The sequence below is a fragment of the Paenibacillus sp. NEAU-GSW1 genome (assembly GCF_009737085.1).
GTDB lineage: Bacteria > Bacillota > Bacilli > Paenibacillales > Paenibacillaceae > Pristimantibacillus.
This window is the reverse complement of the sequence record NZ_WOVL01000013.1, coordinates 1-15,336: the sequence shown is the minus strand read 5'-3', so window position 1 is coordinate 15,336 and position 15,336 is coordinate 1. Positions and strand designations below refer to the sequence as shown.

The window sequence follows — 15,336 nt, the reverse complement described above, 5'->3', positions numbered from 1 at the left end:
ACATTGACTGAAGTGCAACTGCCTGCCGCCTTTATCCGGCAAATGCAAGCGCTCCTCGGCATGGAAGACGCACAGCAATTTCTTAACAGTTTTCTAGCCCCTCGCGCTTACGGGCTGCGATTTAACCCGCTGAAAACTGAATCCGTTCCGGCAAGTGCGGCTGCTCTCGAGCAGCCGTTTCATTTGACGCCGGTTCCGTGGTGCAACACAGGTTACTATTACGATGAAGAAGCACGCCCCGGCAAGCATCCTTATCATTCTGCGGGTCTGTATTATATTCAAGAGCCGTCAGCCATGTCCGCTGCCGAGCTGCTTGACGCGCAGCCAGGCGAAACCATTCTAGACTTTGCTGCTGCCCCAGGAGGCAAAACGACTCATATTGCCGGTTGCATGCAAGGGCAAGGACTGCTGATCGCCAATGAAATTCATCCGGCCAGAGCTAAAATATTAAGTGAAAACGTGGAACGGATCGGCATTCGCAACGCCGTCGCAACCAATTGCGCGCCACATGAGCTGTCAGCTAAATTCATCGCCTTTTTCGACCGCATTATGCTCGACGCTCCATGCTCGGGAGAAGGCATGTTTCGTAAAGATGCTGACGCAGTAGGGGAGTGGTCGGAAGAGCATGTCCATTACTGTGCGCAGCGTCAAGCGGATATATTAGAGCATGCTGCCATCATGTTAAAACCGGGCGGCAAACTCGTTTACTCGACCTGTACGTTTAACCGCGAAGAGAACGAAACGACGATTGAACAATTCGTTGCCAGCCACCCGGAATTTAGCGTAGAGCGAACCGAACGGATTTGGCCCCATCTCGCGCTTGGCGAAGGACATTTCGTCGCCGTACTGTTCAAATCGAACGAGCCTTCTAACGGCAGCTTTGCAGAAAGCACTGACCGAGACAAGAGCAAACGCCGCGATCGGGACAAGAAAGGAAGCCGCGCAAGCTCGCTGCAAGCGGAAATGGAACTGTTTCATAGCTTCGCGAAGCAGTCGCTTCCGGGCTTTAACTTGCAAGCAGGCGAGGCGCTCCGCTTCGGCGATGCCCTCTATTGGCTGCCTCATGATCGAGAGGGACGATTCTCCGCTGCGAGCCTTGACGGTATTAAAGTAGCGAGAGCGGGCTTGCATTTAGGCGATATCCGCAAAAATCGGCTCGAGCCGGCTCATGCGCTGGCCATGGCGGTGAAGGCTGACACTGCTGCTTGGGTGCAAAGCTACTCGGCTGACTCTCCTGAAATTGCCGCCTATTTGCGCGGCGAAACGTTACCCGCTGAGCCGCGACTGAGCGGTTGGGGCCTTGTAGCCGTTGACGGTTATCCGCTTGGCTGGGCTAAAGCGAGCGGAGGCCAGCTCAAAAATCACCTGCCTAAGGGGTTGCGGCGGTTCTCATAATAGCGTGCGGATATCTTTCCCAGGCAAATATATGCTAGCTTGCTGTCCTGTTTCCGGCAGCAATTCCCCCATGCAAATGCCCAATTATTCGGCAACCATGGCATTCGTCCATTCGCCACAGGGCAAATCACATACAATACTGTATACCGAGCGGCAAGACAACAGCAGCCGAGACGAGAACGCTAGCCGCCGGAATTTATGTACAGGGAGGAATTTGCATGTCTGGTGTACATGGAGGCTACACGACGGCAGGTGTCATCCTGGTCCTTTTCATTCTTCTGGTCATCATATCCAAAGGGATCTTGCACTGATCGCCTAGCTGTCACAAATAACGAAAACCGCCGGGACTAAGTCTCCGGCGGTTTTCGTTATTTGGCATGAAATCAAGCGTCCCCGCCGCGGCGATGGTTTTTCAACAGCTCAAGCTCCTCGTCTGTCAGTTCGCGATAAGTCCCCTCTTCCAGCTCCTCATCCAATGCGAGCGGTCCCATGGCAATACGCTTTAAATAGACAACCTTTTTGCCGACCGATTCGAACATCCGCTTCACCTGATGGAATTTGCCTTCCATAATCGTCAGCGTAATGTCGGAAATAACGCCTTCCGACGTCTGTTCCTTATCTGTAATAGTCAACTCCGCCGGCATCGTAACATAGCCGTCATCCAGCGTAACGCCTTCGGCGAAAGCCGCCTTATCAGCTTCTCCGACATCTCCCTCTACGCGCGCAAAATAAGTTTTTGGCACATGCTTGCGCGGCGAGAGAAGCTCATGAGAAAGCTGCCCGTCGTTGGTTAGCAGAAGCAGGCCGACCGTATCCTTATCCAGCCTTCCGACAGGGAACGGATCCATCAATTGATCTTCCGGTTCCAGCAGGTCAACTACCGTCCGCTCTCGGCGATCTTCCGTTGCCGAAATAACGCCTGGCGGTTTGTTCAACATGATGTATATAAATTCACGGTAGGTCACGAGCTCGCCATCGACCGTCACTTGCTGCTGCTCAGGATCAATAATCAGTCCGCTGTCCTTGGCAACCTTGCCGTCTACGCTAATTGCGCCTTGCTTCACCAACTTTTTGATCTCACTGCGCGAACCGTGGCCGGTATGGGCCAAGAGCTTGTCCAGCCTCATTTTCTTTGCCATACTAAATTAACCTCCATCCTGCCGGCAGCTCATTCTTAATCATTCCTCCGCCGGAAAGCTTGCCCCAGCCAAGCGGAAAACCGTCGGCGCAAAGCAGCACATAGCCTTTAAGCTCGGTATCGCTCTTCTTGCTGGATTCGCTTCCGCCGGAGCCGTTTCCGTTTCGATGCCGGGCCTTTATGTCCGCAGCCTCGATAAACAGCGTCTCGCCCTTTAGATAGCGAACCGTATTCGAATCGTCCGCGCGCCAGTCGATCGAAATTGCCGCTTCTTCCCGCTTCAATCCGAGTGCGAGCGGTTGCGACGGCTCGAACTTGCCGCGCCCCGCTTCGCCTACGAACCAGCCTGCTCGAACGACGCGCAGTCCGTCAAGCGGCGGCATGCCGGCAGGCTGCAAATAGACGCGGGAGCCGTATGCTTGCACGACGCCCTCCTCGGCAAAATCATCAGACAAATGCGCCGCTGCAAATTCCCTCCATAAGAGAATCGGATCGCCGTCTCCGGCCTGAACTCGATTCAATGGGCCGCGGCTAGTTGTTTTTCTAGCATCTTTGGCATGCTTGCCTCCGCTTTTCTTCTCGGAGGAAGAACGCAAGATCGCATTCGCTTCCTTCTTTCGAGCGCTGCCGGTGCCGGAGATTTGTTCTTGCGAAGCATCCACTGCAATTATCCTCTCGCCTTTACGCTGGAGGACTGCTGCGTAATGTCCCTCTCCCGCAACATGCTGCGGCCACAAACGCACCGTTCCGGCAATCGACGCCAGTCGTTCCGGCATCAAATCTCCGCCGCTCGTCCAATCCGGACGTCCCGCTTTCCACCCGAAGCGCGGCTCGATCTGCACCACTTCGAAATCGGAATGCTCAGCCAGAAATTGAGCAATTTGCGCCTCATTCTCCTCCGGCGAGAAAGTACAAGTCGAAAAGACGAGCTTTCCGCCGGGCGCGAGCATACGCGCCGCATCGCGTAAAATGTGGCGCTGCATGACGGAGCAGCGCTCGATCGAATGCTTTTCCCACTCCGCGATCATTGATTCATCCTTGCGGAACATCCCTTCCCCGGAACATGGCGCGTCGACAAGAATCCGATCAAACCAATGTGCGAAGACAGGCGCCATGGCGGCCGGATCCTCATTAAGCACAACCGCGTTGCGCACGCCTGCCAGCTCAACATTTTTTGCCAGCGCCTTCGTGCGCTCACGCGCATTATCGTTGGTGACAAGCACGCCGCTGCCCTGCAGCTTGCCGGCGATTTGCGTCGATTTGCCGCCGGGAGCGGCGCATAAATCAAGAACGCGATGGCCCGGCTGTACATCCAGCAACTCAACCGGCGCCATTGCGCTTGGCTCTTGAATATAGTAGAGGCCGGCATGATAATGCGGATGCTTGCCTGGCCTTTCGCCTTCCTCGTAATAGAAGCCGTCTTCTGCCCACGGAATAGGTTTAACTTGATCGCCGAAGGGCGACAGCTCCTTCCAACGATCCGCATCGAGCTTTAGCCGGTTGATCCGCAGCCCGTATAGACGGGGATCGTCATAAGAACGTATAAACCGTTCATATTCATCCGCCCCGAGCAGCTTCTCCATTTTAGTTGTAAAAGCAAGCGGCAAAAAGCCAGCCATATGTGTTCCTCCTAAAAGTTTTGCGCAGCAAAACTTGCTTCGTAAGCGTTCGCTTAGTTTTGCGCAGCAAACTGGCTATCAAATCATTATACTACCAGTTTGACGACAAGACGAGTAGCGCTAACCGTGTTGCGGTAAAATTCGCAGCATCTGCCCGTTTGCGAAACCGTTCTGTTGCTAAAACTAATCGTAATATGCGAAATGGAGCATGCAACTTGAAGCGCGTTTGCATATAAATAAGGAAGGGGGATTGAAGATGAACGTCATTCCGTTTCCAGGCAAGTCCCGCGTAATTCTGTCCAAAGCAGAATTCGACCGTCTTATCATGCTTCGAATGAAAGTAGATGCCTCTGTCCATCCGGCGGAGGTCAAGGTATACGCAGCTGAAATTACAGCGATTATTGAAAATGCCAGTCAGCGCCCAAATGCACACACGTAGCGAAGCCGACAATCATATAAAGAAATGGCGATGCAGTTGATCCTGCATCGCCATTTCTTTTGTAACAACTATAAGCTGCATAATCACAAACCGCGCATAAACTGCAGCGTCAAGTCGGAAATGTCCGGCAAATCCGTCCTCATTTCCTTCAGCGCCCGCTCCCAATTAGCGTCGAAATCGACAGGGCGCGGATTTCGGCCGTTGTATGTATACAACTCTTCTCTTCTATCGGCATATCGATCAAAGGCAGATTCCGTCACTCCCCCTAAATAAATGCTGGAAGCTACGGAGGGAAAGGTTGAGATGCATGAGCGAAGCGTCCGCCTTTGTTTTCGGATTTCATCAATTGAAAGTGAAATGACCAAGAAATCAGAAAACAACAGCGGCCGGAATCCAACCTTTCAAACCGTAGCACTAATCAGTTTTCCAAGCATTTATTTCAGAAATTGATACTCCGGACGCTCGAGAAGCTCCAAGTTGCGGGCAATCAGCTCATTGCGCTGTTTCACGCAAAGATCGGAACGGAGCGGATCGGCTGGCGTGTTTGTCACATAATCAACCAGCTTCTCCACCGTTGTCGTCGCCACATGGCAGCGTGTATCGGAGGAAGCGTAATAAATGTACACATCGCCATTATCGCGCGCGATCAAGCCGTTCGTAAACACAACGTTCGACACGTCGCCGACGCGCTCTTCGCCCTCAGGAGCAATCAGATGACCGCCTGGGGAATAGATCACTTTGTTTGGTTCTTGCAGATCCGTCATGAATGCGTAAATGACATAACGCAAACCGGCAGCTGTGTTTCTTACGCCGTGCGCGACATGCAGCCAGCCTTTTTCCGTTTTGATCGGAGCTGCGCCTTGTCCATTTTTCACTTCTTTAATGGTATGATACAGTTTTTGGTCAACGATCGCTTCATGGTCGATAACCGCGTTTTCGATGCTGTTGGACAAGCCCCAGCCGATGCCGCCGCCGGATCCTGCGTCAATAAAGCCGTCTTGTGGACGAGTATAGAACGCATATTTGCTATTTACGAACTCCGGATGCAATACAACATTGCGTTGCTGCGGAGATGGCGTACGCAAATCCGCCAAACGCTCCCAAGTGCGCAAATCTTTCGTACGGACAATGCCGGCAGCAGCTACCGCGCTTGACGTATCGCCTTTTGGAGCATCAGGATCTTTGCGCTCCGAGCAGAACAGGCCGTAAATCCAGCCGTCTTCATGTTTGACAAGACGCATGTCGTATACATTGATGTCCGGATTTTCAGTTTGCGGCAGAACAATCGGATAATCCCAGAAACGGAAACCGTCGATGCCGTTGTCGCTTTCAGCAATGGCGAAGAACGACTTTCTGTCATTTCCTTCTACACGAACGACGAGGTAGAACTTGCCGTTCAGCTCAATCGCGCCTGGGTTGAATGCAACGTTAACGCCAAGACGCTCCATCAAATGCGGGTTTGTTTCCGGATTCAAATCATAGCGCCAATGGATTGGAGTATGAGCAGCCGTAACAATCGGATTCACATAACGGTCATAAATACCGTTTCCAGCGCTTGCTTTACGGTTCGGAGTAGCCAGCAGCTCCTTGTGGTTGTCGCTCAATTGCTTTAACTGATGAAAAAATAAGTTCATTTTACTTTTCCCCCTCCATTTTGTGTACCCGCTCTACAATTTCAAAGCCCATACGTCCGTTATGATACGGACATTTCCACGGATCGATTTTCATCCGTTCATCGCTTGGCTGCCCTTCGCGATCAACGAGCCAATACCATTCGCCGTTATCCTTATCAACAATCTTGTCATCGATAAAACGCCAAGCGCCGTACGCTGCCTGCAAGTAATGCTCTTCCCCCGACATTTGATAGGCATTCAGAAATCCGACTACCGCCTCGGCTTGCGGCCACCAATGCTTGTCGGTATCAATCCAGCCGCTTTGGTCAGCTTCATTAATGACAGCGCCGTCTGTGTCCAGTCCTGCTTCATATACGGCTTGCGCCATATCAAGCGCCACTTTCTTGACGCGCAGCAGCAGCTTCTCGTCGCCTAGCGTTTCAGCAGCCTCCATTAACAGCCAGCTGCCCTCGATGTCGTGGCCGTACGAAATTTCATGCGATTTTACGCCCCATGCTTCGTCGAAGAACAACAGGAAATGTCCGGATTCTGTGTCGACGATATGATCGATTGTCACTTCGATCAATTCTTTCAACTTCGCTGTGAGACTAGCATCCGGCCAAACGCGATACAGATTCGTATACGCCTCCAGAATATGAAGATGCGTATTCATCGATTTTTTCTCGTTCAAGTCCGTTCCGCTCAAACTCAGATCAGAAGTTTCTTCCCAGTTGCCGTCCAGCGCTTCGATATAACCTTTATAAACCGGATCGTAGCTGTATTTCTCAATTAACTCAAAGGTCAGGATTGCCCAATTCAACGCTTCTTTGTTCGGCTTCGCACGAACGTACTCGGCGATCGCATAGATGAAAAACGCTTGTCCGTAAATTTGTTTTTTACGCTCCGAAGGCTCTCCTTTGAAATTAAGCATCCAATAGAGGCCGCCGTTCTCACGATCCCAGAAATGATCAGTCAAATACGCATACGCCCGATCCGCAATTTCCAAATAGGCCGGATCGCGATAAATACGGTAAGCAGATGCAAACGTCCACAGCAGTCTCGCGTTTAGAACGAGACCTTTATCGTACTCAGGAATAATCGTCAAATCATTTTTCATAGCGCCTATGAAACCGCCATGCACATCATCAATGCCATGCTTCATCCAAAAGTTTAAAATATTTTGCTTGAGCTCCTGCTCGATTTCGTTTTTCCAGTCGCCTAGCCTGACCCGAATGGCCATCGCTATTCCCCCACTTCTTGTAGCGCTGTTTTACTTACATAATAGGAAGTCACTGTTGCTTCCGCTTGCTTCGCGTACATGCAGTAATCGTCGTTTGCTGCCGCTTCGTTCTTGCCGTACAGCTTAGCAGGCCAATCCCAGAGCATAAAGCCTCTTACCCAGTCGCGTTTTTCGCAAGCGCCGAACATCGCTTTATAGTATTCGTCCTGTTCCTTCTCGGAAGGAGCGCCTACCAAATTCCAGTCGTTAGGACGCTTTGCGGAACCTTCACGGCTCGGGCACCCTGCTTCCATGAAAAAGAAAGGTTTGTTGTAAGGAGATACCGCAGCGTCAATTCGATCCAGCTGCTCTTCCCAATCCTCTGCCGGATAGTAGCCGCTCGATGAAATCACATCGACCGCATCCCACCACTTCACATGATCTTCCTGGTATTTGTCGCAGTTATATGTGATCAGGCCTGAATATACTTTCCGAACGTCGGCAATAAGCTGCCGCCATTCTTGCTCGCGGCGATCCGTCTGCACCATTTCGCAACCGACGCAAAACATTTCGCAGCCGGTTTCCTCAGCCATTTTGGCATAATGCAAAATAAACTCGCGGTACGATGCAAACCATTCGCCCCAGCTCGGTTCGCCTGGAACTTCCATATCGAAAAAGTTAATGTGCGCGCGCCATACGCCATTTGTACAGTTGACGACTGGCTTAAGCACGATTTTCAATCCCATCGATTGCGCTTTTTTAATCGAATACAATACTTCTTCATCCGTAACGGTTGGATCTTCGCGAAACTTTACTTCCGTTGCTTGCGGATGATCTTGATACGCGCTGAACGCGATCGCTGTCCAGTTCACTCCAAGCTTAACCATTTCGGACATCGAAAAATCCGCTTCCGGCGTTTTCCAAGTCCCTCTAACACCTGTCCAGCCCCATGTCATACCTGCAATGTACGGTAACGTCATCCTGATATCTCCTTCTCCCACAGCTTTTAATTTTTGTTATTCAACATAATAGCTTTTTAGTATCTCTTCAGCTTTCTTTCCATATATGTCAAATCCCTTGTCGCTTTTAGCATCTTCCGTTTTATAAAGACGAAGACTCCAGTCCCACCAGAAAAACCCTGCAAACCAAGGCTCGTTCCAGAATGTTCGAAGCGCAGAGCTGTAAAAACGGGCTTGCTCCTCTTCGCTGAACGGAAACTCTTCTCTTGTGAAGTCCCACGGCATCGTTGCGCAGCCCAAAGCGCTGCGGCAGCCCACTTCCATAAATACAATCGGTTTGCCGAACTTGCGGCTAAGCTTCGCAAGTTTGTTGCGAACCGGCAGCCAATTGGCCATCATATTTTCTTCGGTATCGCCTGGAACAGAAGCCACAGGATAATACGCGCTCGTGCCAATTAGATCCAAGTCTTCAAACCATTCAACGCCTTCTTCTTTGCCATGATTCGCGTTATAAATCAACGGACCGTTATAAATCGAACGGATACGGCCGATAAGCTGACGCCATTTCTCCGTTTGCGATTCCGTTTTAATCATTTCGCATCCAATACAAAGCATTTCACAGCCTAATTCTTCCGCCAGCTCAGCGTAGTGGGCAATGAAATTGGAATAGGATGCAAACCAGCGTTCCCAGTATGGCTGCGCAGCTTCTTCTTCCGGAAAGCCGATATGCGCTCTCCAAATACCGTCAGCTGAATTGACTACCGGCTTCAAGCAGACTTTCAAGCCAAGCTCCTTCGCTTGACGAACCGCAAATGCAACATCGCTGTCCGTTACGGTATAACCGTAATCGAACACAATATTTGTGGAATGAATATCTTGTTGCCATGTCCAAAAAGATAAGGCAATCCATTCGCTTCCCGTTTCTTTTAGCTTGCGCATAGAGTCAATTGCTTGTTCGGTTTTATATTCACCGCGCGTCGCTTTCCATCCCCAGGTAAAGCCTTTATAAAACGGACGTTCCGTCAATTATTTCACCGCTCCTTGTGTAAAGCCGTTATAAATGAATTTTTGCAACGAAACAAAGATAATGACAGTTGGAATGATAACGATCATAATCGCCGCGCAAATGACTTCCCATTGCGATCCGAAAGGCCCTCTGAAAGCATACAAGGAGGTTGACAGCACCTGCAGCTTTTGCGCTGGCATATACAGGAACAGAATGTAAAAGTCATAGCGTTGCTACAAAAGTTTTTTTCACATCTGTTACCTCCTGTTAGCTAAACGATTAAGTTACTTTTTTATTGTAATTTGATAGCGCTTACCCGTCAACCCTTTTTCGTAACTTTTATTCCTTCCTTTAACTTAAACGAAAAAATGTAAGAAAACCGTGTAAAATATAGATTTTCTCTAATGATATTCCTCAGTTCCGCTTTCAAACGAATGGAATCCGCTCTTAAAAGTAAACATAAAAAAATCACGATAAACTCGATAAGATACCGAATTCATCGTGATTTCTCAATTTTTTAAGTTAACGTTTAGTTTAATTTATATTTTGGACGGAGTCCCGATAAACGATCTTCCCTTTAATTAGCACCCTGCCGGCATTAGTCGTTTTATTATTCACTTTTTTAATCACCTTTTTTACAGCAGTTTGCGCCATTTCCTGCATATTGACCTCAACTGTCGTCAATGGCGGTTCTGTAATTGTAGAATAAATATCATTGTCGAAACCAACCACTGAGCATTCTTCCGGCACTTTAATGCCCCGCTTCTTCAAATCATTAATCAAATTGAACGCAACCATATCGCAATTGCATACAAAAGCGGTCGGCAAATTTTCCGGCAAAACAAAATCAATATAGCGCCCTTTTTCGTCGCGATCTTCAATCACATAACCGTTACCGATCGTCAGCCGATGTTCGAGCATCGATTTGTAATAGCCAAGAAAACGATCCTGGATGCTGCTGGTGGAATACAAGCTTCCAACAAATGCAATATGACGATGACCGTTGCTTATTAAATAATTCGTCAGTTCGTACATGCAATAAAAATTGTCGGTTATGATATAGTCCACATCTGACTTATCGGTATAAAAATCGAGAAGAACGAGCGGCAATCCGCTATTTTGCAAGGCTTCAATATAGTGCTTGTCCAACTGCCCCAACACGATAAATCCGTCAACCTTCTTTTCGTAATAAATGCGCGGCAGCACCTGCTGCGCTTCGTCTTTTTCGTGCAAAATATGCAATATGCCCGAATATTGATACTCCTCAAGCGATTTGGCGACATGCTGATAAAACTGCAAATAAAATGACTGGGCCATGCCGGTAAAACGCTCAGCAATAATGACGCCGATGTTATAGGATACGCCGTCCTTCATCGCTTTAGCCAGCGTATTGTAGCGATACCCCATCTCTTGAGCCAGCTCTTTAATTTTTTGCTTCAGCTCGTCGCTTACGCCCTCTTTATCGCCAAGCGCTTTAGAAACCGTGACGCTGCTGACGCCCAAACGATTCGCAATATCTTTCATTGTGATGTTATTAGACAAACGGACCTTCCCCCATCTGTAACTTCTTCATTCTTTATATGTCCAAAAATCGAGAAACAATAAGCATTCCCCATTTTTTTCGCATGTTTATCGTTAACTTAATATTAGCTTAGGCTGTAACTGTTTTTTTGTCAATCACCCTGATCCATAACAATAGCCCGCCTTAGACGTCAATTGTTTCCAATCGCTCGTCCCGGGCGGGCTATTCAAACTAACGCCTATTACTGGCTTTGATTGTTTTTCTTTGCGCGTACAATTGCCGCTTCCAGATCTGTCGCAAGCTGCTTCAGTCCGAACATGTCGTTCTGTTCCCACAGCTCGTTAAATTTCATTTGAAATTGCGCGGCTTCTCGAACTCTGTGGTAAAAATATAGATCCTGGATATAGCCCAGCACTTTAGAAACGACGTTCGCTCCCTCTTCAAACCCGCGCTGGGCATCCAATATTTCATGGCGAATGCTCGACATTTCCGTATCTAATTGAAAAGCTGCCTCCGCCGCTTTTTTCAGCCTGGCCTTTACATCCTCCGGCAAGCTTTCCTTATACTTATAATTAAGCGAATGTTCGATCGTTGCCCAGAAATTCATCGCCAATGTGCGAATTTGAATTTCGGCGAGTACGAATTTTTGACCGAGCGCTGTTTGCACCGGATATTCGACAATCATATGGTAGCTGCGGTAGCCGCTGTCTTTATAATTCGTTATATAATCCTTCTCATAGACGAGCGTTAAGTCCTTCCGTGTACGAATCAGTTCCGCCACGCGAAGAATGTCGTCAACGAATTGGCACATAATGCGAATGCCGGCAATATCCTCGATCCCTTTTTCAAGCTGATCCGCAGGAACGTTTAATCGCTTCGCCTTCTCGAGCACGCTGGAAATCTTCTTCACTCGGCCGGTGACGAATTCGATTGGCGCATATGCCTCCCTCATTTTGAGCTCTACCCGCATCGTCTTAAACTTCACTTTCAGCTCTTCAACCGCTTGTTCATATGGCTGCAAAAAAAGATTCCAGTCTCTTCCGTCCATCCGGCCGCCTCCTGTTCCTAACGATGATCTGCGCCTACTGCCTCCGATATGTTGCGGTAGCCGTCCTTGCGCAGCCGTTCCTTCAAACCATTCGTCAATTCGCGCAATACGCCTGGACCTTTATAAATCAATGATGTATAGATTTCGACGAGCGATGCGCCCGCGCGAATTTTATCGTATGCATCCGAAGCGGTAAAAATGCCGCCGGAGCCGATGATTGGAAGCTTGCCTTCCGTTTGCCGATAAACGGCGCGAATAACTTCCGTCGAACGCTCGCGAAGCGGCAAGCCGCTAAGGCCGCCTGTCTCTGATGCGTTGCGGTGCGTTAATCCTTCGCGCGATACCGTCGTATTCGTGGCGATAATGCCGGAAACGCCACTTTCCATTATCGTCGCGACTGTCAGCTCAAGCTGCTCGTCCGTCATGTCCGGCGCGATTTTGACAAGTACAGGCTTTGGAGCAGCGCCTGCTCGCGCAGCCTGTGCCTGAACCTCAAGCAGCACCTCGCCAAGCAGCGTGCGAAGCTCATCGCCATGCTGCAATGCGCGCAAATCCGGCGTGTTCGGCGAGCTGATATTGACGACGAAGAAGTCGCCATGCGGATATAACACTTTTATGCAAGAACGATAGTCTTCGTGCGCAAGTTCATTGGCCGTCACTTTATTTTTACCGATATTTACGGCGACCGGTATACGGTGCACCTGGCGGCGCTGCAGCTGTCTCGCCATCGCTTCCGTGCCTTCATTATTAAAGCCCATCCGATTGATCAGCGCTTCGTCAGGCGGAAGACGAAACAATCTCGGCTGCTCGTTGCCAGACTGTCCTTTCGGCGTCACCGTTCCGACTTCCGCAAATCCGAAGCCAATGCTGGAAAACGTATCGATCGCTTTCGCGTTTTTATCCAAACCGGCTGCAAGTCCTACAGGATGCGGGAAATGAATGCCGAACAGATCGACCGCCAGCTCAGGCGCTTCGGTCACGCCGTACATTGCATGCATCATGCTGTTTACTCCCGGAATTTTTCCGGCTGTATGGAAGCCGTCAACAATCAAGTGATGGGCTGTTTCCGGATCCAATTTAAAAAAAATCGGCTTAAGTATTGATGAATAAAGCAAGTATGTTCACTCCGATCAAAGTTGTATGTCCTATCTGACAGTTTATCTTTTTTAGATGAAAAAAGAAAGAGCCTGTCAACTTAGTTGACAAGCAACAATATTGCGACTTTTTACGAAAACGATTACAATATAGATGCAATATATCAATATATTTAAAGAAAGGTTGATCGTCGATGAGTTCAGCGAAACGGAAGCCGCCTGCGCTTAAAACCAAACCAAAGGAAGAAGTGAACAAGAAGGCGATCGTATGGATCGGGGCTGCAATCGGTGTCGTTGTCATCGCCGTAGCTGTTCTTCTTATCGTTAGCAATTAACGATTTGTTTAACCTAACCAACGATAAACTTTAGCGGGATTCGTTTCGTTCGCCCGCGGCTCCAGCCTGAAACGTTCGGCCGGTTCCGCTGTTTTGGACGGAAGAGTCCCGTTTTTAATTGTTACGGGAGTGCCAAGCGGAACTAAATTGTACAACTCTTCGACATCTGCCTTCCCCATTCGAATGCAACCCAGCGATTCATCTTTTCCTATGCTGTCCGGTTCGTCCGTTCCATGAATCGCATACAGCGTATTCGAAAGGGTCATCCCTCTGCTCCCGAATTGACCGTCGTCCTTCCCGTTCGGATTCCGCACTTTCTCGCTAATGTAAAAGCTGCCTTCAGGCGTATTGTCGCCGCCCAAGCCGACAGGATAGCTGCGCACGATTATGTCCCCACTCACAACCGCCAAACGATGCGTCGCTTTGTCCACCACAATGCTAAGCGGCTCTCGCCATTGGCGATGCACCGTTTCTGCGGCCTCCTCAGGCGACATGGCAGCGTTCTCCGCTTGCTTGTCGTCTGTTGGCTTCGCTGTATCTCGATCGTTCTGATCGGCCTTTACGGCATTCAGCAGCGCCGGAAACATTGCTGCCATTGCCGGCGTTTCCCCCGCAAGCACATTATTCGGATAATTACGGGTCAACTGGTCTATTTTCTCTGGCCAGCTATCGTATTTTTTACGATATTGATGAATTGCGCTGGCCAGCGTCCATCTTTGCTCCTGCACCGCCATCCATTGCTCAAGCTCCCTTCTTTCCGTCTCGCTTTCAGAAGGCTCGCAATTGCATGCGGCTGAGTCCAGCATTTCCACATTAAATTCCTTGCTGCCCTTCAGCTTGTCGACGGACATTAACAGACGCTTATTGCCTGTCCATTTGCGCCAGCCATCCTCTTCTTCCAATCGGATTGCGAGCGAAAGATTGGGCTGGTCCGGCCACGCCAATATGCTATTCCATGCGCTTCCGATCGGCTGGCGATCGGCTAGCCTCACCAGCACGACGCCGATTTCAGGCTGAACAGCGGCGTCAATTTGAGTTTCGCTCATTGTTGAGCCGTCGTCATTAGGGGCAGGCACCAACAGCAAAAACAACAGCAGGAAGGCGGCGATACTAACGGCCCGCAAAGCCAGCTTTTTTCGCCGTTGCGCTTTGTTCCAATGCTTCAACAGCTGTTTTGGCTGTTCAACCAGCGGATGCTTTTTTCTCTCGTATGCGTCATATACTTCCCCTGATTGCAGGAAGCAATAGTTTGCTTTCGCATCTTTGCCCATGATCAAATATTGTTTGCCGAGCAAGTACCACGCCATCTTGTTGTCGGGATGCTGATTGACATATTGCTTCAAGTAAAGTGCGTCTTCTGTCGTTTCCATATCATCCCTCCTAAAAGTTTTGCGAAGCAAAACTTGCTTCGTAAGCGTTATTTTTGCGAAGCGTGGGGATTGTGTGTTGCGCAGCGCATCCGTATCATTCTTCCGATCGCCATTACGCCCGACTGGCTTGAACTTGTCCCCATTGGGGCCAATCGGGCGCAAAAGCGAACGCTGTCGCTTCTCCAGAACGCTACGGCCGCTCCTCTACTCTGCAATTCTCGTCTTCAATAGAAACTCGATCACAAAACTTATCGTTATCTTTTATATCGGTAAGGACACTAGCCTCCATTAGTAAACTACCACTCCAGGCTCTTTGAAGCCGAAATTTCGACAAGCAAGGGCGCTCATGTCCGTTAAAATCGCGACGGGGCCGTCTCAAAAGAGGTTCGCTCGCTAGAGAAATGGCTCGCATCAGTAAATTACAAAAGTGAATTTCATAAAAATAGCGTTGCGGACCTGCAACGCTATTTTTAGATTTTTATCCTTTGCAGCTTTCTTCAGCAAATGATGGGCAAGTGAAAGCCCACCCGACCTCTAGGCTGACTTTCGGCAAGCCTCGAAGCAGGAACCGGCGGAATC

15 protein-coding genes and 1 pseudogene are annotated in these 15,336 nt (G+C 49.4%); 4 read left to right on the top strand and 12 right to left on the bottom strand.

The window, feature by feature from the left end; translation table 11 throughout:
* Positions 1-3 precede the first annotated feature (3 nt).
* Both GOM71_RS11845 and GOM71_RS11840 read left to right on the top strand, forming a co-directional pair.
* Entirely contained in the window at positions 4-1,395 is a 1,392-nt protein-coding gene (locus GOM71_RS11845) for an RsmB/NOP family class I SAM-dependent RNA methyltransferase (protein WP_156281287.1), read from the top strand.
* Positions 1,396-1,613: 218 nt separating this feature from the next.
* Positions 1,614-1,706: a dihydroorotate dehydrogenase gene (locus GOM71_RS11840; protein WP_156281285.1), complete on the top strand. Its 93-nt coding sequence runs from the start codon at positions 1,614-1,616 to the stop codon at positions 1,704-1,706.
* A 72-nt stretch (positions 1,707-1,778) separates the two neighbouring features.
* On the opposite strand, the gene GOM71_RS11835 is transcribed toward GOM71_RS11840, so the two are convergent.
* Both GOM71_RS11835 and GOM71_RS11830 read right to left on the bottom strand, forming a co-directional pair.
* Positions 1,779-2,534, bottom strand: a complete 756-nt coding sequence (locus GOM71_RS11835) for a pseudouridine synthase (RefSeq protein ID WP_156281283.1) — start codon at positions 2,532-2,534, stop codon at positions 1,779-1,781.
* 1 nt (position 2,535) lies between these two features.
* The gene (locus GOM71_RS11830; protein WP_156281281.1) at positions 2,536-4,152 is read right to left on the bottom strand and encodes an RsmB/NOP family class I SAM-dependent RNA methyltransferase; all 1,617 of its coding nucleotides are present in this window, start codon (positions 4,150-4,152) and stop codon (positions 2,536-2,538) included.
* 256 nt (positions 4,153-4,408) lie between these two features.
* Between GOM71_RS11830 and GOM71_RS11825 the strand changes: the two genes are divergently transcribed.
* The gene (locus GOM71_RS11825) at positions 4,409-4,591 is read left to right on the top strand and encodes a hypothetical protein (protein WP_156281279.1); all 183 of its coding nucleotides are present in this window, start codon (positions 4,409-4,411) and stop codon (positions 4,589-4,591) included.
* Positions 4,592-4,674: 83 nt separating this feature from the next.
* Here GOM71_RS11825 and GOM71_RS25140 read toward each other — a convergent pair whose 3' ends face one another.
* The 9 genes and pseudogenes from GOM71_RS25140 to GOM71_RS11785 all read right to left on the bottom strand — a co-directional run bounded on the left by GOM71_RS25140 (position 4,675) and on the right by GOM71_RS11785 (position 13,073).
* Positions 4,675-4,851, bottom strand: a complete 177-nt coding sequence (locus GOM71_RS25140; RefSeq protein WP_483311038.1) for an acetylxylan esterase — start codon at positions 4,849-4,851, stop codon at positions 4,675-4,677.
* Positions 4,852-5,025: 174 nt separating this feature from the next.
* Positions 5,026-6,225, bottom strand: coding sequence for a glycoside hydrolase family 130 protein (locus tag GOM71_RS11815; RefSeq protein WP_156281277.1), 1,200 nt, complete (start codon positions 6,223-6,225; stop codon positions 5,026-5,028).
* A gap of 1 nt (position 6,226) precedes the next feature.
* A complete protein-coding gene (locus tag GOM71_RS11810) occupies positions 6,227-7,444 on the bottom strand; it encodes an AGE family epimerase/isomerase (protein WP_156281275.1) in 1,218 nt (405 codons plus the stop codon).
* 2 nt (positions 7,445-7,446) lie between these two features.
* On the bottom strand, positions 7,447-8,403 hold the full coding sequence (locus GOM71_RS11805) for a glycoside hydrolase family 113 (RefSeq protein ID WP_156281274.1): 957 nt from the start codon (positions 8,401-8,403) through the stop codon (positions 7,447-7,449).
* Between the two features lie 36 nt (positions 8,404-8,439).
* Entirely contained in the window at positions 8,440-9,408 is a 969-nt protein-coding gene (locus GOM71_RS11800; RefSeq protein ID WP_173275531.1) for a glycoside hydrolase family 113, read from the bottom strand.
* Positions 9,409-9,612, bottom strand: a pseudogene (locus tag GOM71_RS23885) (carbohydrate ABC transporter permease); the annotation flags it as partial.
* 310 nt (positions 9,613-9,922) lie between these two features.
* Positions 9,923-10,930: a substrate-binding domain-containing protein gene (locus GOM71_RS11795; RefSeq protein WP_156281272.1), complete on the bottom strand. Its 1,008-nt coding sequence runs from the start codon at positions 10,928-10,930 to the stop codon at positions 9,923-9,925.
* Between the two features lie 221 nt (positions 10,931-11,151).
* Entirely contained in the window at positions 11,152-11,958 is an 807-nt protein-coding gene (yjbM, locus tag GOM71_RS11790) for a GTP diphosphokinase (RefSeq protein ID WP_156281270.1), read from the bottom strand.
* 17 nt (positions 11,959-11,975) lie between these two features.
* Positions 11,976-13,073 carry a quinone-dependent dihydroorotate dehydrogenase gene (locus tag GOM71_RS11785; RefSeq protein ID WP_156281268.1) on the bottom strand — a complete coding sequence of 366 codons (1,098 nt, stop codon included), beginning with the start codon at positions 13,071-13,073 and terminating at the stop codon, positions 11,976-11,978.
* Positions 13,074-13,246: 173 nt separating this feature from the next.
* Between GOM71_RS11785 and GOM71_RS23880 the strand changes: the two genes are divergently transcribed.
* On the top strand, positions 13,247-13,387 hold the full coding sequence (locus GOM71_RS23880) for a hypothetical protein (protein WP_173275528.1): 141 nt from the start codon (positions 13,247-13,249) through the stop codon (positions 13,385-13,387).
* An 8-nt stretch (positions 13,388-13,395) separates the two neighbouring features.
* Here the strand turns inward: GOM71_RS23880 and GOM71_RS11780 are convergent, their stop codons facing one another.
* The gene (locus GOM71_RS11780; protein WP_156281266.1) at positions 13,396-14,757 is read right to left on the bottom strand and encodes a L,D-transpeptidase; all 1,362 of its coding nucleotides are present in this window, start codon (positions 14,755-14,757) and stop codon (positions 13,396-13,398) included.
* Positions 14,758-15,336: the final 579 nt, after the last annotated feature.

Bases quoted from the DNA above. Each gene is read 5' to 3' on its own strand.
- GOM71_RS11840 (WP_156281285.1), top strand. From the start codon at position 1,614: ATGTCTGGTGTACATGGAGGCTACACGACGGCAGGTGTCATCCTGGTC.
- GOM71_RS11835 (WP_156281283.1), bottom strand. From the start codon at position 2,534: ATGGCAAAGAAAATGAGGCTGGACAAGCTCTTGGCCCATACCGGCCAC.
- GOM71_RS11830 (WP_156281281.1), bottom strand. From the start codon at position 4,152: ATGGCTGGCTTTTTGCCGCTTGCTTTTACAACTAAAATGGAGAAGCTG.
- GOM71_RS11825 (WP_156281279.1), top strand. From the start codon at position 4,409: ATGAACGTCATTCCGTTTCCAGGCAAGTCCCGCGTAATTCTGTCCAAA.
- GOM71_RS11815 (WP_156281277.1), bottom strand. From the start codon at position 6,225: ATGAACTTATTTTTTCATCAGTTAAAGCAATTGAGCGACAACCACAAG.
- GOM71_RS11810 (WP_156281275.1), bottom strand. From the start codon at position 7,444: ATGGCCATTCGGGTCAGGCTAGGCGACTGGAAAAACGAAATCGAGCAG.
- GOM71_RS11805 (WP_156281274.1), bottom strand. From the start codon at position 8,403: ATGACGTTACCGTACATTGCAGGTATGACATGGGGCTGGACAGGTGTT.
- yjbM (WP_156281270.1), bottom strand. From the start codon at position 11,958: ATGGACGGAAGAGACTGGAATCTTTTTTTGCAGCCATATGAACAAGCG.
- GOM71_RS23880 (WP_173275528.1), top strand. From the start codon at position 13,247: ATGAGTTCAGCGAAACGGAAGCCGCCTGCGCTTAAAACCAAACCAAAG.
- GOM71_RS11780 (WP_156281266.1), bottom strand. From the start codon at position 14,757: ATGGAAACGACAGAAGACGCACTTTACTTGAAGCAATATGTCAATCAG.